A 23182-nucleotide genomic window follows, 5' to 3' on the forward strand; every position below is an offset into this window, starting at 1 on the left:
CGTCTCGCCGGTGTCCCACCTGACGTCTGATGACATTCCACCCCCTGAGCGGCGGTGTTTCTTTGTCACATCTCGCCGAACTCGTCGCCTGGAGTTCGGGGTTCGTGCACCTGCCACCTGCAGACGACGGCACCCCCGGGCCGTGATGGCCCGGGGGTGCCGTGGAGATTCGACGAGAAGGTCAGCGTCGGGCGAGGATCGCTCCCAGGGCGACGCCCGCCAGCGCGATACCGGCGCCCACTCCCGCGGACAGAAGAACGGTTGCTACCGAAGGTGTTCCGGCCGGTACCGGTGCAGCGGACGCAGCGGCCACGGGCAGCGCGGTGGTCTTCACACCCGCACCCTCGGCGACCTCGGCCACCTCGGCTCCGTTCACGCCCGCGACAACTTCGGCTTCGGCCGCACTCGGCGCCGCCGGCAGACCGTCGGCGATCACACCGTCGATGCCGTTGAAGAACACACCGGCCATCTTCTTGGCGACACCGGTGATCATCCGTTGTCCGACACCACCGACCATGCCGCCGACGACCGCGTCCGCGTCGTAGGTGAGCACGGTGCCGCCGTCGCGTTCTTCGAGACGCACCGTCACATCGGCCTTGACCGTTCCCGGGGCACCGGATCCCGATGCCGTCATCACGAACGATTCGGGGCGATTCTGCTGCGACAGAACCACTTCCCCGTCGTAGGTGCCCTTGATGGAGGCCACTCCGGCGGTGATGGACAGCTTGTAGTGGTTGTCGTTGATCTGCTCGAGCGACTGCACACCCGGGATCGTCGCCGCGAGAACACGGCCGTCCTGCAGGCTGTCGTACACCACGTCGGGAGGTGCCTGCAGTTGCGCGGTACCGGCGATTCTCATTCGTTCTCCTTGTTTCGGGACGCCGCGTGGGTCAGACGCAGCTCGAACAACTCCGAGGGGGAAATCGGCATGCTGGTGATCGGGATACCCTCCGCGTCCTCGACGGCCGCGGCGATCACCGCCGAGGTCGGGATGACACCGGCCTCACCGGCGCCCTTCATCCCGAGGGGATTGAGTGCGGACGGGGTGACGGTGTGGTCCATCTCGAGAGAGTCGGGCATCTCCGTCACGAAGGGCATGAGGAAGTCCATGTACGACGCGTTGAGCATCTGCCCGTGCTCGTCGTAGACGATCTTCTCATAGAGTGCGCCGCCGATGCCCTGCGCAACCGCGCCCTGCACCTGGCCTTCGACGATGCGCGGGTTGATGACGTTGCCGCAGTCGTGCACCACCGCGTACCGGAGCACCCGGATCTCGGCGGTGACGGGATCGGTCTCGACGATCGCCGCGTGGATTCCCGACGCGAACGTCGAGGTGGGCGGCGAGTAGTAGCCGGTCGCCTCCAGGCCGGGCTGCTCACCCTCGAGGACGGGCGGCACCGACATGTCGGTCTCGGCGTTCGCGAATCCCGTTGCGCGACGGGATGCGTCGTCGAAGGCGTAGCGGAGCGGGTTCGACAGTACGGCCACGACACCGAGTGGGATCGAGGTGCCCTCCGCGCCGGGTTCGGTGCCCACCACGCACACGTGCCCCTCGCGCAGTTCGAGATCGGCGACGTCGGCGTGGAGGTGGTCCGCGGCGATCTTCTTCGCCTTCTCCGCCACCATCTGCGCGGCGACGTGGAAGGCGGATCCGGACATCACGGCACCGCGCGAGGCGAACGTGCCGACCGCGTACCCGAATCGGCGGGTGTCGCCGGTGACGATCTCGACATCGGAGACCGGCACACCGAGATCGTCCGCGACGATCTGCGCGAAGGAGGTCTGGTGTCCCTGGCCCTGGGTGGTCAGGCCCGTGGCGGCCTTGACCTTGCCCGAGGTCTCGATGAGCACGTGTGCGCCCTCGTACGGGCCCGGTCCAGTGCCCTCGACGTACGCTCCCACACCGATTCCGACGCGGCGGCCCTCGGCGCGGGCACGTTCCTTGTACTCGGCGAACTCGTCCCAGCCGATGAGCTTCTTGAGCTTGTCCATTCCGGCCTGGTAGTCGCCGGTGTCGTAGATGAGGGGACGGCCGTCCTGGAAGATCAGGTGGAAGTCGTAGGGCATCTCCTCGGGGCGGATGAAGTTGGTCTCGCGGACCTCGAGGACGTCCTTGCCGAGATGCTTGGCGATGGCGTCCATCGCCCGCTCCATTGCGAACACGCCCTGGGGTCGTCCCGCGCCGCGGTAGGGCGTGACGATGACCGTGTTGGTGTACAGCGAATAGGCGTCCACCCGGAAGGCGCGCGGTTTGTAGGGGCCGAGCACCTGGGTGGAGGTGTTGAGCAGCACGATGATTCCGTACGGCAGGTACGCGCCGTTGTCGTGCCAGATCGAGAAGTCGAAGGCCAGCAGCCTGCCGTCGTCGTCGAACCCGACGGTGACCTCGTGGACCTGCCCGCGCTCGTGGGCGCTCGAGATGAAATGTTCGCGCCGGTCCTCGACCCACTTGACCTCGCTGGAGATCCCGGCCTGCCCCAGCTTGCGGGCGGCCCAGGTGACCATGACCTCCTCGGGCCACGGGTGGACGATCTTCACACCGAAACCACCACCGACGTCGGGGGCGATGCAATGGACCTTGTTGTGCGCCATGCCCAGTCGCGCGGCGATCGCAGCACGGGCGGACGTCGAGGTTTGGGTGGACGTCCAGAAGGTCAGCACCTTCTCGTCGTCGTCCCAGCGGGCGTAGACGCCCTTGCCCTCCATCGGCATCGACGCCGAACGTTCGATCTCGAGGTCGAGGGTCAACGTGTGCGGTGCCGCGGCGAGTTCCGCCTCGATGTCGCCGAACCCGTGCTGGAGGTGCGCCGCGACGTTGTCGGGCACATCCGGATGGACGACGTGCTCGGCGTTGCGTGCGGTGTCGACACCGACCACGGCCGGAAGGGCCTCGTAGGTGATGTCGATCAGCGCGCAGGCGTCCTCGGCGATGTACCGGTTGTCGGCCACGACCATCACGATCGCCTCGCCGACATGGTTCACCTCGTCCTTGGCGAGCGGATATCCGTTGCGCGGAGCGGTGATCGCGGGGTGCGGGATGAGCAGTGGGAGGTTCTCGGCCATCTCGGGCGAGTCGGCCTCGAGATCGTCGTAGGTGTAGATGGCGTGCACGCCCGGCAGTTCGAGAGCCGCATCGACGGAGATGTCGAGGATGCGGGCGTGCGCGTGCGGCGACCGGACGAAGGCCGCGGCGAGCGCGCCGTGCCCGAGATCGTCGAGATAGCGGCCGTTACCGCTGACGAGCCGGTTGTCCTCGACACGCGGGATGGGCTTGCCGAACGACTTGCCCGACTCGGTGGCACCACCGATGTCGGCGGGGGCGAGGTCGGTTGCCGTGCTCGTCGAGACCGAGGTGGAGACGGGCGAATCGGAGACGCTGGTCATGCTCGTCCTGCCTTTCCTCCGACCGGAGCGGTGGCGCCGCGGACCTTGGCGTCGAGCGAGGCGCGTGCCGCCTCGCTGTCGGGGCCGAGCGGTGAGCCTCCGGACCGTTCGCGCTTGATCTCGGCGGCGCGCAACACGGCCGCCCGGATGTTCTGGTAGCCCGTGCACCGGCAGAGGTTGCCGGCGATCGCCTCGGTCGCCTCCTCGTGGGTGGGCGACGGGTTCTCCTCGAGGAAGGCGGCGATTGTGGTGACGAATCCCGGTGTGCAGAAACCGCATTGCAGACCGTGGCAGTCGACGAACGCCTCCTGCACGGGATGCAGGGTGCCGTCCGGTTCGACGAGCCCTTCGACCGTCGTCACCGAGCGGCCCTCGAGGCTCGCAGCGAGCACGAGGCACGACCGCACCGGCTTGCCGTCGAGCAGCACCGTGCACGCGCCGCACACACCGTGCTCGCATCCCACATGGGTCCCGGTCCGGCGGAGGTGATGACGGATCGCGTCCGATGCCAGCGTGCGCGAGGGCAGCACCACGGTCTGCGTCACGCCGTTGAGGGTGAAGGTCACGGCGACGTGGTGCTCGCCGGTCTCCACCTGCAGCTCATCGACCTGTTCGGCGACGGTCCGCCGCGAGGCATCGCGACCACCCTTGTGGATCGAGCTCGTCATCGACTTCCTCCCGTGTGCATCGGTACCCGTGTGTCGTCGCGGATCGCGTCCTGCGCGGCCGCGAAGCCGACACGGCCGGTCAGTGCCGCCACCAGCTGCGACCGGTAGCGGTCGGTGGCGTGGATGTCCGCCTCCGTCTCGACGGTCTCGCGTGCCTTCTCCGCGACCTGCTGCCAGAGCGGGTCGCGCTCGTCGTGCGCCGAGGCTCCGCGCAGGATGTCGGTGTAGTCGACGACCTGCCCGAGTTCTCCCGCGGAGACGTAGGTCATCCGGGCGGACGTCACCGCGCCGTCCTCGACCACCACCTGCGCGACCACGCCGACGAGTGCGTAGTCGCCGTGGCGTCGTGCGATCTCGTCGATGGCGGTGCCGGTGCCCGGCCGCGCAGCCGGCACCGTCACGCTGGTGGCGATCTCGTCGGCCTCGAGGGTCGATTCGAGCGGCCCGGCGAACAGCTCGGCGGCGGGGATCTGCCGGACTCCGCGGACGGAGCGAACGGTGAGCGTTCCCCCGAGCAGCGACAGCACGGCCGGCATCTCCGCGGACGGATCGGCGTGGACGATCGATCCCACGGTCGTTCCGCGATTGCGGATGGTCGGATGTGCGACCAACCGGAGCGCGCGGCCCAGCAGGGGCTGGACCTGCGCGACCGTCGAATCGGATTCGAGCGCTGTGTGGGTGGTGAGAGCGTCGAAGGTGACGCCGAGTTCCGGTGAAGCGGAGATCGCGTCGAGGCGCGGGATCGAGCCGATGTCGACGAGGTGAGCCGGTGCCGCCAGGCGCATCGACAGCAGCGGAATCAGTGACTGGCCGCCGGCGAGCACTTTGCCCTCGTGCGCGACCCCCGCGAGGATCTCGCAGGCTTCATCGATCGACCGCGGTCGGTGGTAGGTGAGTGGCGACGGTTTCATTGAACAGATCCTGCCCGCATAGTGTGATCGGCGTTTCGTGGAGAAGTGACAAAGCTCACCGGTCGACAATGTCAGATGTAATAGAGGTCACGCGAACTCCTTCAGCCTCCCGGCGCCGCTCTCCCCGTCGGGATCGGGCTCCGTCCGGACCGGTTCTCCCTGATCGGAGGGGGTATCGGGATCCTCGGGTGCGATGTCCTTGGGGGCGATGACCCGGCACAGGTGGTAGAGACCGATCACGACGATGGTGCCCAGCGCGATGCCGCTCAGCGAGAACGTGTCGGTGAACTCGAGGCTGGTGTCGCCGATGGCGATGATCAGGCCGGCCGCGACGGGCATGAGGTTGCGCGGGTCGCCGAAGTCGACGCCGTTCTCCTTCCAGATCTTGGCGCCGAGCAGGCCAATGATGCCGTAGAGGACCACGGTGATGCCGCCGAGCACGCCGCCGGGGGTCGCGGAGATGACCGCGCCGAACTTCGGGGAGAAGCCGAGGAGCATCGCGATGACACCGGCCGCGGCGTAGGCGGCCGTCGAGTACACGCGGGTCGCGGCCATGACGCCGATGTTCTCCGCGTAGGTCGTCGTCGGGGAACCGCCGACACCGGTGGCGAGGGCCGTGGCGAGACCGTCACCGGCCAGCGCGCGTCCCATCATGGGGTCGAGATCGGTCTTGGTGATCTCGGCGACCGCTTTGACGTGTCCGGCGTTCTCCGCGATCAGGGCGATGACGCCGGGCAGCACGAGCACGATGAAGGTGAGGCTGAACGACGGGGCATGGATGCCGACGACACCGGCGGCTTCGTCCGTGAACGGCGGCAGACCGAACCACGGCGCGGACGCGACGCCGTCCCAGTTCACGCGGAAGTGTTCGGTGACGGCGTCGGCACCGGCGTCGTAGGAGGTGATCGGTCCGCTGATCCGGTCGAGGATCCACGACAGTGCGTAGCCGAACAGCAATGCCAGGAAGATGGCGACGCGGCCGAGGAAGCCGCGCAGCACGACACTGCCCACGATCAGCGCGATCATCACCGTCAGCGCGACCCACTGATCCTGCGGCCAGTAGGTACCGGCCACCACCGGCGCCAGGTTGAAGCCGATGAGCATGACCACCGCGCCGGTGACGACCGGCGGCAGGATCTTGAAGACCAGCGAGCCGCCGAGGAAGTGGATCACCACACCGATCGCGGCGAGCACGAGCCCGGAGACCATGATCGCACCGGTGACCTCCGACGGCGAGCCGCCCTGGGCGTAGATCGCGGCGATGCCGCCGACGAAGGCCGCGGAGGTACCGAGATAGCTGGGGATCCGGCCCTTGACGACAGCGAGGAAGAACAGGGTGCAGAAGCCCGAAAGCATGACTGCGAGTTGCGGGTTGAGTCCCATGATGATGGGGAAGACGAAGGTGGCGCCGAACATCGACACCACGTGCTGGCCGCCCAGGCCGATGGTGCGGCCCCAACTCAGGCGCTCCATCGGCGCCACGACCTGTCCCGGTTCTATGTTCTTGCCGTCTCCGTGCACTGTCCAGATGGGCATATCGGACCTTTCAGCAGAGTGTGGGTGCCGATAGCGTTCACGTGGATCGTTACGCCTGTGTTGCCGATCACACGTGTACTTCGGTAGCCGCAAACGCTAACGGAGCAGCTCCGGCCCGGCGTGGGAGGAATCTGCCAGGAGCGACCTTCCGAAATTGGCAAGATCGGTGGTTGATCGTCAGGAATCGATCCCGCGCATCGCGATGATCTTGAGGGCGAGCGAAAGGTCCAGCCGCAGTTCGGGCTGCTCGGTGAAGGGACCGAGGATCTTTTCGAGTTTCGCCACACGATAGCGCAGAGTGTTGTAATGAAAATGTAACTGGCGCGCGGCTTCTGCGATGTTGATGTTGGTGGCGAGGAGCACCTCGAGGGTACGGCACATGTCCTGCGCCTCGGCCGTGCCGTCGGTCAGTTCCTTGAGCGTCTCGCGCGCGAACGACTCGAGTTCCTCGGTGTCCTCGACGAGGCTCAGCAACCGGTACACACCCAGATCGTCGAAATGGGTCACCGCCCACGGCCCGGAGATCTTGCGCCCCACTTCGAGTGCCGTGCGCGCCTGGGCGTAGAGCACCGGCAGGTCGTCGGTGGACGACGACGCACGCGAGACCCCCACACCGAACGGGCGACGTCCTCCCCCACCGGCTCCGCGCACCTGGGCGACGAGTTCGTGCACGAGGGTCATCGTGTCGCTGCCCTCACCCATGAGCACGACGGTCTCGGTCGCCAGGGCCGTGACGGACGCTCCGGAATCGCGGCCGGCGAGCGCACCCGCGAACGCGCGGGCCTGCCGTTCCACGACGGGCAGTCGCGCCGGTGCCGCCGAGGAATCGTCGTCCACGCGATCGGGTTCGACGGCGACCACCACCACCGGGCGGTCGAGATTCCAGCCGAACATCTGGGCGTGCACGATCACCTGTTCGGGTTCACCGGCGCGGCCGCGCAACAGGTCCCGGACGAAGTTGGCCCGGTGCTTCTCCTCGACCGCCGACACTGCGAGTTCACGACTGACGACGAGCGCACACACCGTCGCCGCCTGCTCCACGAGATACAGATCCGGCGCGGAGAGATCGCGTGCGGGACAGAAGAACACGAGCCGGCCGTGGTCTATGCCATTGGCGGAGATCGCGGCGATCGCCACGTACTCGTTGCCGAATCGGTGCAGACCGAGCCCGCCCTCGATCGAATCGGTCCGCACCCGGCCAGTCGCGTCGACAGCCGCCGTCGAGGACAGCCAGGCGAAATCGGACTCTTTTCCGGCCCTGTAGGTCTGGCGTCCGTCGGGCGTGGTGATCAGAACCGCCCCGCCGAGCCGGCGCGAGATGCCTTCGGCGAGCGCCCTGTGCCCACCACCCGCCATGACGATCTCGAGCAGCCCGCGACGGAGGTGATCCGCCTCGAAGACCGCTTCCACCTGAGCGACGGCCATGTCGCGGAGATCCCGCGCGAGACGGTGATCCGCGACGACCTCCTCCGGCGTCGTCAGCACAGGGAGGGGAACGTCGTCCGTGAGACCCTGCGGCAGCGGGTGTCCGGTGTCGAGTCGGACCACCAGAGCCGAGACCTCGCTCCGGTCCAGCCGCGCCAGGAAGTCGGCGATCGGCACGGCGAGTCGCGCGAGCACGGTGGTGGAGGTGACGAGCAGCAGTCCCGGACGCAACCAGGGACCGATCTCGGGGAGCATCATCACCGCGACCCCGGTGACGGCTCGCGCCGTGGAGACGTCACCGGCGAGCACCGTCGGTGCGACGAGGAAGCCCGAGGAGACGACGTCCGTGAGCGGGCAGGGTTCGAATGCGACCGCTGCGCTGTCCTCCGGATCGGCTGCGCTGCGATCCGGTTCGGCTGCGCTGGGCCCCGGTTTCTCAGCCTTGCGCACCGTCACAGCAATACCCGTCCACCTGCCAGTCGTTCACCCCTGCGTGGGAGACACGTGACATTAGAGGGCTGTGGCAACACCGTCAATCGCAGGCGGACAAGCCGCAGGTCGGGCAGCACGTCCCGCCGGGACCCGGTGGATGGGTCCGCGCAGTGTCGCGAGGCTGCGTCCGGTGGCACCGCGCGTGCTCACGAGGACCTCGGCGAAGATCGACACGGCCGTTTCCTCCGGGGTGCGCGCCCCGAGGTCGAGTCCGATCGGCGAGTGCAGCCGTCCCAGTTCGTCGGCGGACAGACCGGCCTCGCGCAACAGGGCGACCCGGCGCTCGTGCGTGGAGCGGCTGCCCATCGCCCCGATGTATCCGGCCTCGCAGCGGAGGGCGCGTTCGAGCAGTGGGATGTCGAACTTCTCGTCGTGGGTGAGCACCGCGACGACCGTGGTGGGGTCGATCGGCGCCGACTCGAGGAAGACGTGCGGCCACGCCACCACGACCTCGTCGGCGTCGGGGAATCGGGCGGGCGTCGCGAAGACGGGCCGGGCGTCGATCACCGTCACGCGGTAACCGGCAAACTTCCCCAGCGTGCACAGGGCGGACGCGAAGTCGATGGCACCGAAGACGTACATCCGCGGTCGCGGCGCGAAGATCTCCACGATCTGCGCACGCCCCTCGTCGACATAGACCTCCGAAGCGCCGTAGGACAGGCGCAGGCGCACCTCGTCCCCGACGTCGGTGCCGTCGCCCCCGTCGAGGGTGACCACACGATGGTCGGCGGACTCCCGATCGGTAACGACGGCGACCGGCTCTCCAGCCCCGATCCGCCGTGCCACCTCGGGGAACTCGGGATAGGTCGCGGCATCGACCCGCTGCACGAACACCTCGATGGTGCCGCCGCAGGTCAGACCCACTCCGAAGGCGTCGTCGTCAGTGACGCGGAAGACCTCGGTCCGTGCACGCCCGTCGGCGAGCACGTCACCCGCGATGTCGTACAGCGCGCCTTCGATGCACCCTCCCGAGACACTGCCCACCACCTCGCCCGACCGCGAGACGGCCATCGCGGCGCCGGGTTCGCGCGGCGACGACTTCCAGGTGCGCACGACGGTTGCGAGCGCGAACGTCTCACCGTCGTCGAACCATCGCGACAGCTCGTCGAGAATGTCCCGCACAGCGGTCTCCTTACCGGTGTGTCACAGACGCGCGGCGACGGCCAGCGCGACGTGGTCGTGGAAGGGGCGCGCGACGACCTGCACGCCGATGGGCATGCCGTCACTCGTCCGCCCGACAGGGACGACGACGGACGGGAGGCCGGTGACGCTGATCGTGCGGCAGCTCGCCAGTGCCTCCTGCCAGGTGAGCAGCCGGTCGCCGACAGCGAAACGATCGTCGCTGAGCGGAGGCGCCCCGATGGACGCGACCGGCAGCACCAGCACGTCGCCCATCTCGTCGAGCAGGCGATGGATCAGCGCGGTGCGCCACGCCCAGAGGCCCTCCACCTCCCGATGTTCGGCGCGACCGGCCGTGGACAGCAGGTCGCGGATGACAGCACCGAAGCGGTCGGTCCTCGCCAGCGCGTCGATGTCGGCGTGGGTCTGGGTGGCCCTCAGCCGCCCGAACAACTCGTTCCCCTCTACCAGGGCCGACCCGCGGTATTCACGGGCACCGAGGCGCCGCGCGCTCTCGCGGACGACGTCCTCGATCTCGTCGTCGACGGGCACGGTGCCCTCCCCGGGCGCCCAGGTGATCGTCAGCGTGTCGACGTCGACGGTCGCCGGGTCGGTCCACGCGACGTGCGGTTCGGAGATCATGCGCAGGGCGAGGACGAGGTCGTCGAGGTTCCGTGTCATGGGCCCGACGGTCTGCAGCGCGCCGTGCACCGTCGTCGGATTGGCACGTACATGATCGCCGACGAGCACCCCCGGGTACTGGCCGTCCGCGGACACCCGGCCGACGGTGGGGCGGATCGAGCACAGGCCGGTGCAGTGCGCGGGCCAGCGCACGGACCCGCCGAAATCGGTGCCCAATCCGAGGACGCTCATGCCCGACGCGATCGATGCGGCTTCGCCCCCGCTGGATCCGCCGGGTGAGCGCGGCGACTCGGGGCTGCCGAGCGGGTTCACGGCCGGTCCGAACATCTCGTTGTCGGTGAGCCCGGAGGTCCCGAATTCGGGCGTGTTGGTCTTGCCGACGAGGATCGCGCCGGCCGCCTTCATCGCGGCGACGGCCGGTGCATCGACGACGGGGACGTTGTCAGCCAGCGCCCTCGAGGCGGCCGTCGTGCGCACGCCTGCGGTGGCGATGAGGTCCTTGACGGTGAACGGCACCCCGGCGAGCGGACCGGCCACCTCGCCGCGGTCGAGGCGTCGGTCGAGGGCGTCGGCCTCGGCGAGGGCACTCTCCGCCGCGACGGTGACGATCGCGTTGAGGCGCGTGTTCTGCTCGGCGATCAGGGCGAGATGGTCCTCGACGACCCGACGGGCGGTGACCTCGCGGTTGCGGACCACGGCGGCGATCGACCGCGCGTCGGCGCCGGTCCACGTGCCGGTGCGCTCGGTGTCGAGCGTCGGGGATCGACCGTCTACCGCCACTGGCCCTCCTTGGTCTGCGTTCGACGAGAACGCTATGGCCGGCTCCGGGCCCCTCCTACGTCCACACTCCACAGGAAGCCGGTCGCCGCGGTGTGAAGAGTTGATACTTTCCCGCCGGAACGGGCCTGAGAGGATCGGGGAATGATTCCGTCCTGGGCTCGTCTCGCGTTCGCCGTATTCGCGGTGAGCTGGGGCGCCAATCAGTTCGCTCCGATGCAGCTCGTCTACCGCGACCACCTGGGACTCGGCAGCGACTCGTTCACCGCCATGCTCGGCTCCTACATCGTCGGGTTGATCCCCGCCCTGCTCTACTTCGGGCGCGTGGCCGACCGGATCGGGCGTCGTCCGGTGATCCGGGCGATGATCCCGGTGAGCATCGTGTCGTCGATCGTCCTGCTTCTCGGCGCCGATATCCCGGCGTTGCTGTATCTCGGCCGGGTCCTCGCCGGATTGGCATCCGGGATGGCGTTCGGAGCAGGCACCGCGTGGATGAAGGAACTGAGCGAAGGTCCAGGTGTGGGAGCGCGCCGAGCCGCCGTCTCACTGTCGGCGGGATTCGGCAGCGGCGCCCTGTTCGCCGGTCTCATCGCGCAGTGGCTGCCCGCCCCCGACCGTCTGCCCTATCTCGTGCACATCGCTCTGATGGTGGTCGCGCTGGTACTGGTGTGGACCGTCCCCGACGCCCACCGGCCCCGCACCGTGCAGGGCTCGTGGCGCCTGTCGACGCTGTCGTCCCCGCGCTTCCGCTGGGGTGTCGTGCCGTGGGCCCCGTGGGTCTTCGGATGCGCGACCGTCTCGTTCGCCACGATGCCGCCGATCGTCTCGGGCCGCGTGGACAGCGTGGCCGTCGCGTTCACCGGCGTGGTCGCCGCCCTGACCCTGCTCACCGGTGCGTTGATCCAGCCCGTGGCCCGGCGCATCACCCGGCACGGTGAGGACCGTGGCGTCTGGACGGGGGTGGGTCTCGGTGTGCTGGGCTTCGTGACCGCCGGCGTCGCAGTGCTCGTCGACGGCCCGGTATCGGTGCTTGCCGTCCTCGTCACCGCCGTCCTTCTCGGCGGGGGTTACGGCATGCTGCTCGTCTCCGGTCTCGTCACCGTCGAGCACATCGCTCCGCCGGACGAGCTGGCGCAGACCGTCGCCGTCTTCTACTGCCTGATCTATCTGGGTTTCGCGGTGCCCTTCGTCATCTCGCTCGCCGCACCCCACGTCGGGTTCGTCGCATGCTTCGCGGTCGCCGTGGCACTGCTCGTGCTCGCGCTCGTCCCCCGGAAGTTGCTCGCCGATCAGGAAGCGACCCTCGTCGGCTCGCGCTGAGCGAGGCCGACGGGGTCCAGGCCGACAGGGTCCAGGCCGACGGGGTCCAGGGCGCGCACGTGCCCGAGCAGATCCGACAGCGCACCGGCGACCTCCTGGGGACGGTCGGCGAGCACGCGGTGACCGGCACCGACGAACCGCACGAGGTTCGCGTGCGGCAGCCGCGCCGTCATCATCTCCGACAACGACAAGGGCACGAAGACGTCCTCCGTGCCCGCCGCGATGACCACCGGCACTCTGGCGAGCACATCGAGGGCGGCGGACTCGTCGAGCACCGCGAAGTCGGCCAGCAGTCGCGACCAGGTGACGACGGAGGTCTCGTTCGACAGCGCCGATCCGACCACCCGCAGCCACGATTCCTCCGTGCGCCTGCGTGCGGCAACCGTGCACACCCGGCCCCCGGCGCGTTTCGACAACTCCATGACGCGCGGTGCACGCGACACCGCCCGGTGCACGATGAAGGCGGCCGGATGCCGCAGATAGCGTCCGATACCGCCGTCCGCGAGTCCCGACGCTGCGGTGGCGAACAGGCCGACACCCACGATGCGGTCGCCGACGGCGTCAGGGTGACGACGGACGTAGGACAGTGCGACCATGCCGCCCATCGAATATCCCGCCAGCACCACCGGTCCGTCCGGCGCGAGGGTCCGGAGCACCGCGTCGAGGTCGTCGGCCATCCCGGAGACCGTGCACGCCGTGACGTCGCCGGTCCCGGAACGACCGTGTCCTCGCTGGTCGTAGCGGACGATGCGCAGACCCGGCAGGTCCACCGATTCGCAGACGGCATCCCAGCTCGCGGCGTCCTGGCAGTGGCCGTGCAGGCACACGAGGGTCAGACCCGCATCCCGCGATCCGGTCACCGTGGTGGCCAACGGCACTCCGTCGTCGGCAACCACGGTCACACGAGCGATCGTGTTCGGGTCCGTACTCGACGTCGGCTCGGCCATCTCGCCTCCTGCACAGCGCATCTGCAGGAGTTGTCGCGTCGCCCTCGGGTGCCGTTAACCACCGACATCGAATCGTGACGTCCGGGCGTCAGCGCGGGGCGAGCGCCCGGATCATCGGTGCGGGATCGCCCGAGGGCACCAGGGCGATGGCCGGGGTGGTCACACCTGCCTCGACGTAGCGCTCCACATGCTCGCGGCAGGCCTCGGGTTCGCCGTGGATCACGAGGGCGTCGACCACGTGGTCCGGGATCGCTTCGAGGGCGGCCTTGCGGTCGCCTTCCGCCCACGCCTTCCACATGCCGGCGAAATCGTCCGAACGGCCGAGGAATTCGTGGAAGGCCCGATAGACGGGGACGTTCATGTAGGCGGCGATCATGCGGCGGCCGATGGCGCGGGCGGTCTCGGTGTCGAAGCCGGGGAGCACGAAGATCCGCGCGACGATCTCCTTGTTCTCGCCGCCCTCGTGGACGTAGGGCGCCACGGTGCGGACGTCGTCGGCGGACAGCCAGTTGATGATGGCGCCGTCGGCCTCACGTCCGGCCAGACGCAGCATGCCCGGGCGCAGTGCCGCCAGCAGCACCGGCGGCGCCGGGTCGGGTACGACGCCGGCCCGGAAGCCGTCGACGGCGAAGGTGTCGTACTTCTCGGAGACCTTCTCCCCCGCCAGCGCCGCACGCAGGAACCGCAGGGTGTCACGGGCACGCTTGAACGGTTCCTCGAAGGGGATGCCGTTCCACTTCTCCACGATGACGTCGGAGGAGGTGCCCACCCCGAGCACGAAGCGGCCGGGTGCGGCGGCGGCGAGGCTCGCGGCCGACATGGCCAGCGTCGCGGGGCCGCGAGTGTAGACGGGGACGATCGCGGTACCCAGGCGCAGGCCGGGAGCCCACACGCTCGCGAGGGTCAGCGGGGTGAACGCATCGGCAGCGCCGGCCTCGGACGACCACACGTCCGTGTACCCGAGATCGGGGAGCTCTTCGATGATGCGTCGCTGGTCGGGCAGGGGGATGCCGTCGAGCGGGACGGTCAGGCCCCATCGTCGTGTCGTGTTCTCCGTCATGACCGTCACCCTAGCCACACTGTGGTTCAGGTCATATCCGGGCGTGTCCCGCCCCGGGCGATCGAGCCCGCCCCGCGCCCACTCCGGTCCTCGGTGTCCGGTCAGCTGTGTCCAGACTCTGTCCGAAGGTGCGCAAAGGAAGTCACGACGACCGCATCAGCCGATCGGTGCATTGAGGCTAAATCCTGTTGACGGCGCTCGGAAGTCGGACAGTTCCGACCACGCTGATGCCGTCCCGACGGAGGTCCGCGATCTGGATCCGCTAGTCTTCGGGCAGACAGAGGGAACTGATCTCGCGGACGACGAGGCGGTCGAGTGGGGCGACGGTCGTGATCGATCTGCCGTCCCACTCGAGGATTTAGCCGTCGGCCCAACTCCCCGGCGGCAGGTCGGGCTCCAACCTGTCGAGCGACGGTGCGTACGCCCTATCGGCGGGCACACAGCTCGAGGAATCGTCGGGGTTTGGCAGACAGTGGGCGCCGCCCCGCGCCCTATTGACATATCGAGTCGACGGCACAGCCTCCAGCTGTGCAGGTGCGTGTCGCACACGATGGAGTGCGACCACCTCGGGGCCAGCTGCTCACTTTTCGACCGGACCCAACAACGAAGCTCAGGGATGCTCCCCGAATCATCCCTGACACGTCGCATTTCCGGTGCAGCCGAAAATGTCCCGACGATTCACCCTTTCCGTTCGGCTATCCCGAACAGTGCGACGCACAGCCGACGATTCCGACCATCCTCGTGACATCAGACACAAACCGACGCGGTTCGGTGAAGTTGGGAAGCCGGATCCTGCGGGCTCATGCCCGACGCTATTCGTGTGCGCGCCGCCACCCGCAGGCCGCCACACCACCTCTCACTCCGCCGCAGGTGACGAAGGAGAACGACGCATGAGTGACCGCCGCGACCGGTTCGATATCCAATCTCTGGCGCACGCGAAACCACTGAGCCTCCAACCCCGGGGAACTGAGATCGTCTTTACGCGGTTTCTAGGCGTGGACGGGGACCCATAGTGAGGTCCGAGCAGCTTGTCTGCGCTGCTACGAAGATCCGCGCCAGTGGCGTCCGAGGATGAACGAGGCCCCTGACACACGACTCGACCGTGCAGCACTTCGTACCAGCTCTCTCGACGCTCTCGAGCGCGGTCAAGTCCCGTGAGGTGGTGTACGACGTCGTCGCGTGATTCCTCGTCGGTGGATCAGGCGGTCAAGGCCGGTGTCACCTCCTCGGTCTCCTCGGCGACGCTGTCGGCGCGCTTGTCGGTGCGGGAACGGGCGAGTACGTCGAGGCCGAGGTAGCGGCGGCCTTCGATCCACTCGTCGTGCTGTTCGGCCAGCACCGCTCCGACAAGTCGGATCAGAGCGGTGCGGTCCGGGAAGATCCCCACCACGTCGGTCCGACGGCGGATCTCCTTGTTGAGCCGCTCCTGCGGATTGTTGGACCAGATCTGCCGCCAGATCTGCTTGGGGAACGCGGTGAACGCCAACAGGTCGACCCGGGCGGCGTCGAGGTGCTCGGCGACCTTCGGCAGCTTGGCTTCGAGGGCATCGATCACTCGATCATATTGGGCGTGAACGGAATCCGCGTCGGGCTGGTCGTAGACCGAATGCAGTAGCGTCTTCACCCAGGGCCACGACGACTTCGGTGTGACGGCCATGAGGTTGGTCGCGTAGTGGGTGCGGCACCTCTGCCAGGAGGCGCCGGGCAAGGTGGCGCCGATCGCCGCGACGAGGCCGGTGTGGGCATCGGAGGTCACCAGCCTCACCCCGGTCAGTCCGCGGGCCACCAGGCCCCGGAAGAAGGTCAGCCAGCCGGCGCCGTCCTCGCTGGAGGTGACGTCCAGCCCCAGGATCTCGCGGTAACCGTCGGCGTTGACCCCGACCGCGACCAGGGCGTGCACGTTCACCACCCGCCCGTTCTCGCGGACCTTGAGCACCAGGGCGTCGGCGGCGACGAACGTGTACGGGCCCGCATCGAGGGGTCGGTTCCGGAAGGCCTCGACCTGGGCGTCGAGATCTTTCGCCATCACGCTGACCTGGGACTTCGACAGCGAAGTGATCCCGAGGGTGTCGACGAGTTTTTCCATCCGGCGGGTCGAGACGCCGAGCAGGTAGCAGGTCGCAACAACCGAGGTCAGGGCACGTTCGGCCCGCTTGCGCCGCTCGAGCAGCCAGTCCGGGAAGTACGAACCCTGCCGCAGCTTGGGGATGGCCAAGTCGAGGGTGCCGACGCGGGTATCGAAGTCCCGATGCCGGTACCCGTTCCGGACGTTGACGCGTTCGTCGGAGCGTTGGCCGTAGTCGGCGCCGCACAGCGCGTCGGCCTCGGCGCCCATCAGGGCGTGGACGAACATCGTCAGCAGCTCGCGCAGCAGGTCGGGGCTGGCGCCGGTGAGTCGGTCTTCGACAAGCTGGCGCAGATCGATATCGTAGGCAGTGGTCATCGCGTGCTCTTTCGTCGAGTCGAGTTGGTAGCTCTCTCGAAGAATCACGCGGTGACCGTCTTTCGTTCGGTTACGACACGCCGGCCAGTTCGTTCAGGTCCGGTTCGTACACCATCTTCATGGACGCAACCCTCGAGCGCAGCACACGCTAGCGATCAGGTCCCATCAGACATCCCGATAATCGGCACACCCAACTGACGTTTGTCGCGGCCAGCTCACACAGACATTTACCAGCGCTTCGCTGACCCGACGATCACCTCCGCCTGGTCAACCGAAGCAGCTCACAGCCGCCTCAGCCCGCCTCCCGGCTCAAAGCACCCGAAATCAGAAGGAGCATGATGACTTCCACCCGCAGCTTCATCGACGAAATCACCATCGAGGAGCTCGAGGCCGATCCATACCCGTTCTACGAGCGCCTCCGCAAAGAGGCACCCATTGCCTACGTTCCCGCCCTCGGCATGCACATCGTCTCGACGAAAGAACTGTGTGCTGAGATCTCCAAAGACGACACAACCTGGCCTGCGGTGATCTCCGCTGCCGGCGGCCGCACCTTCGGCCCTCAGGCATTGCTGAATACCAACGGAGACGAGCACCGCAACCTGAGGGACATGGTCGAACCACACCTGCAGCCCTCAGCCGTCGACAAGTACATCGACGATCTCGTCCGACCGTTTGCGCGACAGCGCATTGCCGAGTTCGAGAACGACGGGCACGCGGATATCGTCGCCGCCTACTGCGAGCCGGTGAGTGTCCGCGCACTGGGCGACCTGCTCGGTCTCGGGGATGTCAGCACCGAAAAACTGCGCGAGTGGTTCCACAATCTGAGCGTGTCGTTCACCAATGCGGCAGTCGACGAAAACGGTGAGTTCGCCAACCCCGAAGGGTTCGCCCCCGGCGACCGCGCCAAAGCGGAAATCATCGCGCATGTCGACCCGAAGATCGACAAATGGATCGTCGAACCGGACCATTCAGCCATCTCGCACTGGCTGCACGACGGGATGCCGGAGGGCCAGACCCGCAGTCGCGACGTCATCTACCCCAACCTGTATGTCTTCCTGCTCGGAGCAATGCAGGAGCCCGGTCATGCCATGGCCACGACCTTGGCCGGACTGTTCAGCCGACCGGACCAGCTCGAACGTGTCATCGACGATCCGACTCTGATCCCCCGCGCCGCATCCGAGGGCATGCGCTGGGTTGCCCCGATCTGGTCCGCCGCGGTCAAGCGCGCCGCGAGAGAAGTTACCGTGGGCGGGGTCACGCTTCCTGAGGGTTCGATCGTGATGCTGTCGTACGGTTCGGCCAATCAGGACGAAAACGCGTACAACGCCCCCACCGAATACGACCTCGATCGTGCCCTGGTGCCGAACATGACCTTCGGCGGCGGAAAACACGCATGCGCCGGAACCTATTTCGCCAATGCAGTCGTCCGAATCGGACTCGAAGAATTGCTCGAGGCAATTCCGAACATCGAACGAGACGAAACCCACGAGGTGGACTTTTGGGGATGGGGTTTCCGCGGCCCCAAGCAGCTGTTTGTCGAATGGGAAGTGTAGGCGACCTCGACCTCACCCCTCCTGAATCATCTGCACAGATACGGCGAGCATCGGGAACACCCGAGGTTATCGATATTGAATTGGAGCGCTACCGGAAATGTCTGATCAATATTTGGTCCGTATAGAGGGAAAGAACACGGACATTGCCGTTGAAGAAACCCAATCCATTCTCGATGCTGCCCTGCGGGCCAACGAGTGGCTGCCCCACTCGTGCACTCAGGGAACCTGCGGGACATGCAAACTCAAGGTGCTGCGCGGTGAGGTCGACCACCGTCAGACTCCGGAGTACACCCTGACCGTCGAGGAAAGGGCCGAAGGACTGGCTCTGGGGTGTATGGCCACTCCCCGCTCGGACTTGACCGTCGAGCCGCTCGGCAACGTCAGCGATGACGGCGTGCCTCGTCATCCTCTACGCGACTATGAAGGCACCGTCGTCGTGTTGGACGACATCGCTGCCAACACGCGCAGACTGGTGATCGAGTTGGACACTCCGATGCAGTTCAATGCCGGTCAGTACGCCGAACTCATCGTTCCTGAGCACGCAGGGGCGCGGCAGTACTCGATGGCTAATCCTCCGACCGAGACTCGGCGGCTGGAATTTCACATCAAGCTCACCGCGGGCGGGTTGTCGACCGATGGGTGGATCTTCCGCTCAATGACGCTCGGGGAACGAGTCTCGCTGCGCGGCCCCCTCGGGCAGTTCAATCTCGTCGCGAAACAGGATGAACCGGCGATCTTGATCGGCGGTGGGACGGGGTTGGCTCCACTGAAATCGATCGTCCAACACGCCCTCGTCGAGGACCTGGTCCCAGAACTGTTCCTCTACCACGGCGGCCGCCGGCGGGAAGACCTCTACGATGTCGAATTCTTCCGCGATCTCGAACACCGGCACCCGCATTTCCACTACCGACCCGTTCTCAGCGAGGAGCAGTGGGAAGGGGCAACCGGGCTGGTCACCGATGTCGTGGTCAGCGACTTTCCCTCGTGCAAGGGGATGAGCGCATTCCTGTGCGGCCCACCCGCGATGGTCGATGCGGCGGTCAAGGCACTCAAGCGCAGGCGTATGGCTCCTCGATTGATCTTCCGCGAGGAGTTCGCCATCACGCCCGCAACCAGCACAGCGCCGGCAGTGCTCTGACCTTCAGGATCCACCACGACAAGAGTCTGGGGCAGCGCGTATGTACTCGCTGCCCCAGACTTTGTTCGTTGCCAGTTCATTCGCCCGGGGACGTAACCCGCAGATCTTCCGCAAAGCTGGACCCGAAGGCCGTTCTGTAACCCCGCCCCCGTGAACCGCCGAGCATGCAAGAACCCCAATTGCGCGACTTCAGTGACGTCGGCGGATGCACGGTCCTGCGGGGTTAGGCGTCACCGTATCCAGCTCGCGTCCTCGGATGTTCCGAGTCCCGATTTATCGAGCATGGCAAGTGGCGGGAAATATTGCCTTCAGCCCGAGTAATCCGAGGAGGCTGGCTCGCCCGGCAGCTCGCTCTGCGCTCTGCTGCAGTTCACCAACGGCATCGGTCCATCAGTCTTGACCACCGTGTTCACAGGCAATCGCCCCTCCGAACCAGGGGCGGCCATCACCTCGGCCTTCGTCACAATCCTTGGTATCGCGACTGCCGGCCTTTTTCGCATTCCTACCCCGGGCCTTGACCCCGGTTCTTGGACACGCTGAATCCAGCATCTGCTGGGGAAGCGAGATGATCTTCAGTCATGTCACGAAAGAACTACTCGGAGGAGTTCCGGCGCCAGGCGGTCGAGTTGTACGAGTCCACGCCGGGCGCGACGATCCGAGGTATCGCCGCTGACCTCGGGGTCGTGCGCGGCACCTTGACAGGCTGGATCGACCAGTACGGGACCGGCACCAAAACCCACGTCGACGGCACCCGGGTGCATACTCCGGCACGGCCTCATAGCCTGAGCTCCGGCACGGGTAGCGAATCGGAGACCGTCGAGCAGAAACTCGCCCGTCTCGAAGCCGAGAATGCCGCCCTACGAGCGGAAGCAACCAAGCTCACCACCGAACGCGAGATCCTTCGTAAGGCGGCCAAGTATTTCGCCGGGGAGACGAACTGGTGACCCGCTTCCAGTTCGTCGCCGACCACTCCGACACCTATCAGGTGAAGCGGTTGTGCGAGCTCGTCGAGCTCGAGCGTTCGTCCTACTACGCCTGGAAGTCCGCCGAGCCGGACAGGACCGCTCGCGCCGCGGCCGACGCGCAGCTGGCCGAACGAATCCGGGCGATCCATACCGAGGACAACACCTACGGAGCACCCAGGATCACCGCAGAACTCAACGATGGCGTCACCGTGAACGAGAGGGTCAACCACAAGCGGGTGGCCCGGGTGATGCGTCAGAACAGCATTGTCGGCTACCGCCGTCGACGACGGGTCACGACCACCGTCCCAGAACCTGCGGACCAGAAGGTGCCCGACCTGCTCGAGCGGGACTTCACCGCCCCTGCACCGAACTGTATCTACGTCGGCGACATTACATATTTACCGATCGAGGGCGGTGCCAACCTGTATCTGGCGACGGTGATCGATTGCTACTCCCGCAAACTCGCCGGCTGGGCGATCGCCGACCATATGCGCACCGACCTCGTCGCCGACGCTCTCCTTGCTGCTCATGGAGATCGTAATGGATTGTCCGGGTCTATCTTTCACTCCGATCACGGCGCGCAATACACCTCGAAGGATTTCGCTTCCCTCTGCGCCGACCTCGGCGTCACCCAGTCGATGGGTAAAGTCGGCACGAGCGCCGACAACAGTCTCGCCGAATCCTTCAACGCCGCCCTCAAACGAGAAGTCCTCCAGAACGCGAACGTCTGGTCGGACGAAGCCACGTGCCGGCGTCAGGTGTTCCGTTGGGTCACCCGCTACAACACCCGACGACGACATTCCTGGTGCGGACACCGGTCCCCGAACACCTACGAGACCCTCTACATCGCTACGCTGGCATCCGCGGCGTAATCCACCACCCGTGTCCATTTGCTGGGGGTAAGGCCCCCCTGCCCGCCACAGCTCTAGGCGAGCACAAGCATCTCGTACAGGCCAGTTGTACTGTGCACCAGAGCAATGCACCATCGAATTCGACAGTATGTCTTCACAACTGATGCGGGATACCCACACGAGACATCCTCTCGAGGTCGAGAGCAGACTCGACAGCCTCGATATCAACGGCCTCCATAGGGCGACCGGTCAGCGCTTGCAGCACTACCTCGAGATCGCGTGCGGTCACCGATTCGGTCGTCGAATCTGATACTCGATAACGAATGGGATATTCCATGACATCTCCTGACAGGATAGGGAGACAAGACATCTGGTAGCACTGCTCAACGGACCCAGCTGGGCTGCGACGGTATCCCTGCGAACTTCGCCATCAGCGCCAGCAGCCCTTCCCAGGGTGGAGTTGACGCTCAATGCCGTCATCCCGAACCGACACCGATTTCCTTCACAGCAGAGGAAGAACTCGACCGCCACGGACCTCATTCGAGACCACCCGCCGATGGACATCGCCCCTCAGTCCGTCGATTCGACTACACCAACGGCAATTCTGTATGGGAAGCGCTCCTGTACACACAAAGGTCTCCGATGTGGAGAGTTGTTCAACTCGCTGTCCACATCGGAGACCTCAGGCTCTCAACAACAATCACACGATTGCGGTTGAGCGGGTGCACGATCCCGATCAGGCGGGCGAACCGGAAACCGCCCGCGAGTGGTCGATGTCGTCCGGGATGGCCTGCTCGGCAGCAGCCACATCCGGATCCTCGATCGGCGCGCCGGGACCGAAGTGAGCGAACTTCTCGATGTGCTGGTCCAGCGCGAGCGGATTGGGAGTGCCGTACGTAAAGTACGTTTCCCACGGCAGCTGCGCACCGCCAACAGCGAGACCGGTATCGATGTCGGACATCTGCCAGGTCTTGGTCTCAGCGTCAGGATCGAGATGCAGATAGCCGGCTTCACCGAACAGCTCGATACGGTTTCCACCGGGCTCGAACACGTACAGGAACTGCCCCTGGGTGATGCCGTGCTTATCCGGACCAGCCTCGATCCGGATGTCATAGTCACGGAACATCTCGACCGCGTCGGCCAGGTGCTGTCCGGTGCCGTAGTAGAACGCCACGTGATGAAGCTTGCCGTTCCCACCGGTCATGTCGCGCATACAGGCAACTTCGTGACCGAGCAGATTCGAGCTCATCCACGCCCCGATTTCGACGTTGCCGTCGACGACACGTTCAGTGGTCCGGAACCCGAGGTGCTGCTCGAACGATTCCTTGAGCGCGGTGACATTCGACGCCATCAGGTTGAGGTGATCGATGCGCTTGACCGGAATACCCGACAGCGGCTTCTTGGAAGGACGCGAAAGGATCTTGCTCTGCAGTGCCGTCGGGGCGACGTACTTCTCGACCTCCCACAACAACTGCAGGTTGTGTCCATCCGGGGACTGGAACTCGAAGGTCTTGCCGTAACCGAACTGGTCCTCGCTCCACTTACCGTCGACGTTGCCCTGCTCGAGCGATGCCACCCGACGTTCGAGTGCTTCCGGAGAGCTCGCGCGCAGCGCGGCGTGACCCATTCCTGCCTCGGGTGCCTCGGTGATCTTCAAGCTCCACTGGTACGGATCCTCGTAGCCTCGAAGGTATACGGACTGACCCTCCCGATGAGTGACATACATGCCGAGGAACTTGGTGAAGAAGTCGAGCGTCTCCTGCGGCTTGGGAGTGAACAGTTCGGCGCGGGCGAGATGCGCGATATCGAATCGAGCAGTGAGTTCGGTCATGGCTACTCCTGATCTGAGCTGTCCGGGCGAGCTGCACCGGGCTGTGGTGGTGACCACGAGCTTGCGGCGATGTAAACCAGGCAGTCGCCGACATCCGGGATAACCGAACAGGGACGTTCC

At 66.3% G+C, this 23182-nt stretch carries 17 protein-coding genes; 4 read left to right on the plus strand and 13 right to left on the minus strand.

The genetic code is table 11. The annotated features are described in order from the left end of the window. Nucleotides 1–181: 181 nt before the first annotated feature. The 8 genes from RBB84_RS17245 to RBB84_RS17280 form a co-directional block, all read right to left on the minus strand. Nucleotides 182–859 (minus strand): carbon monoxide dehydrogenase subunit G, encoded by a 678-nt coding sequence (locus tag RBB84_RS17245; protein WP_006551024.1) that lies wholly within the window; start codon nucleotides 857–859, stop codon nucleotides 182–184. After that, nucleotides 856–3384 (minus strand): aerobic carbon-monoxide dehydrogenase large subunit, encoded by a 2529-nt coding sequence (gene cutA, locus RBB84_RS17250; protein ID WP_064257028.1) that lies wholly within the window; start codon nucleotides 3382–3384, stop codon nucleotides 856–858. The genes RBB84_RS17245 and cutA overlap by 4 nt, the downstream gene beginning before the upstream one ends. Next, on the minus strand, nucleotides 3381–4052 hold the full coding sequence (locus RBB84_RS17255) for a (2Fe-2S)-binding protein (protein ID WP_064257027.1): 672 nt from the start codon (nucleotides 4050–4052) through the stop codon (nucleotides 3381–3383). Before RBB84_RS17255 ends, cutA begins: the two co-directional genes overlap by 4 nt. Then, nucleotides 4049–4963 carry an FAD binding domain-containing protein gene (locus tag RBB84_RS17260; RefSeq protein WP_064257026.1) on the minus strand — a complete coding sequence of 305 codons (915 nt, stop codon included), beginning with the start codon at nucleotides 4961–4963 and terminating at the stop codon, nucleotides 4049–4051. Before RBB84_RS17260 ends, RBB84_RS17255 begins: the two co-directional genes overlap by 4 nt. Nucleotides 4964–5050: 87 nt before the next feature. Beyond that, nucleotides 5051–6499 (minus strand): solute carrier family 23 protein, encoded by a 1449-nt coding sequence (locus RBB84_RS17265; RefSeq protein ID WP_006551031.1) that lies wholly within the window; start codon nucleotides 6497–6499, stop codon nucleotides 5051–5053. Between the two features lie 177 nt (nucleotides 6500–6676). Then, a complete protein-coding gene (locus tag RBB84_RS17270; RefSeq protein ID WP_024102180.1) occupies nucleotides 6677–8380 on the minus strand; it encodes a PucR family transcriptional regulator in 1704 nt (567 codons plus the stop codon). Between the two features lie 54 nt (nucleotides 8381–8434). After that, nucleotides 8435–9538, minus strand: coding sequence for an XdhC family protein (locus RBB84_RS17275; protein ID WP_024102181.1), 1104 nt, complete (start codon nucleotides 9536–9538; stop codon nucleotides 8435–8437). 21 nt (nucleotides 9539–9559) lie between these two features. Beyond that, nucleotides 9560–10957, minus strand: a complete 1398-nt coding sequence (locus RBB84_RS17280; protein ID WP_064257025.1) for an amidase — start codon at nucleotides 10955–10957, stop codon at nucleotides 9560–9562. 141 nt (nucleotides 10958–11098) lie between these two features. Between RBB84_RS17280 and RBB84_RS17285 the strand changes: the two genes are divergently transcribed. Then, the gene (locus RBB84_RS17285; protein WP_006551035.1) at nucleotides 11099–12274 is read left to right on the plus strand and encodes an MFS transporter; all 1176 of its coding nucleotides are present in this window, start codon (nucleotides 11099–11101) and stop codon (nucleotides 12272–12274) included. Here RBB84_RS17285 and RBB84_RS17290 read toward each other — a convergent pair. The 3 genes from RBB84_RS17290 to RBB84_RS17300 all read right to left on the minus strand — a co-directional run bounded on the left by RBB84_RS17290 (nucleotide 12244) and on the right by RBB84_RS17300 (nucleotide 16724). Continuing rightward, nucleotides 12244–13176: an alpha/beta hydrolase gene (locus RBB84_RS17290; protein WP_350246335.1), complete on the minus strand. Its 933-nt coding sequence runs from the start codon at nucleotides 13174–13176 to the stop codon at nucleotides 12244–12246. The two genes, RBB84_RS17285 and RBB84_RS17290, sit on opposite strands and share 31 nt — an antisense overlap. Before the next feature lie 133 nt (nucleotides 13177–13309). Then, a complete protein-coding gene (locus RBB84_RS17295) occupies nucleotides 13310–14281 on the minus strand; it encodes an LLM class F420-dependent oxidoreductase (RefSeq protein ID WP_019290753.1) in 972 nt (323 codons plus the stop codon). Nucleotides 14282–15479: 1198 nt separating this feature from the next. Continuing rightward, on the minus strand, nucleotides 15480–16724 hold the full coding sequence (locus tag RBB84_RS17300) for an IS256 family transposase (RefSeq protein WP_350246327.1): 1245 nt from the start codon (nucleotides 16722–16724) through the stop codon (nucleotides 15480–15482). 338 nt (nucleotides 16725–17062) lie between these two features. Here RBB84_RS17300 and RBB84_RS17305 point away from each other — a divergent pair, with 338 nt between their 5' ends. The 3 genes from RBB84_RS17305 to RBB84_RS17315 all read left to right on the plus strand — a co-directional run bounded on the left by RBB84_RS17305 (nucleotide 17063) and on the right by RBB84_RS17315 (nucleotide 21252). Further along, a complete protein-coding gene (locus RBB84_RS17305; RefSeq protein WP_024102186.1) occupies nucleotides 17063–18277 on the plus strand; it encodes a cytochrome P450 in 1215 nt (404 codons plus the stop codon). A gap of 97 nt (nucleotides 18278–18374) precedes the next feature. Continuing rightward, nucleotides 18375–19415: a 2Fe-2S iron-sulfur cluster-binding protein gene (locus tag RBB84_RS17310; RefSeq protein WP_019290748.1), complete on the plus strand. Its 1041-nt coding sequence runs from the start codon at nucleotides 18375–18377 to the stop codon at nucleotides 19413–19415. Nucleotides 19416–19993: 578 nt separating this feature from the next. Next, a protein-coding gene (locus RBB84_RS17315) for an IS3 family transposase (protein WP_153008518.1) occupies nucleotides 19994–21252 on the plus strand; the annotation gives its coding sequence in 2 pieces (ribosomal slippage) (nucleotides 19994–20339 and nucleotides 20339–21252; 1260 coding nt in all). A gap of 133 nt (nucleotides 21253–21385) precedes the next feature. Here the strand turns inward: RBB84_RS17315 and RBB84_RS17320 are convergent. Then, entirely contained in the window at nucleotides 21386–21568 is a 183-nt protein-coding gene (locus RBB84_RS17320; RefSeq protein ID WP_138941515.1) for a hypothetical protein, read from the minus strand. A 399-nt stretch (nucleotides 21569–21967) separates the two neighbouring features. Further along, on the minus strand, nucleotides 21968–23062 hold the full coding sequence (locus tag RBB84_RS17325; protein WP_024102189.1) for a VOC family protein: 1095 nt from the start codon (nucleotides 23060–23062) through the stop codon (nucleotides 21968–21970). Nucleotides 23063–23182 lie beyond the last annotated feature (120 nt).

Origin of the sequence: Rhodococcus sp. D-6 (assembly GCF_040256695.1) — a bacterium.
In the GTDB taxonomy this organism is placed as follows: Bacteria; Actinomycetota; Actinomycetes; order Mycobacteriales; family Mycobacteriaceae; genus Rhodococcus; species Rhodococcus pyridinivorans.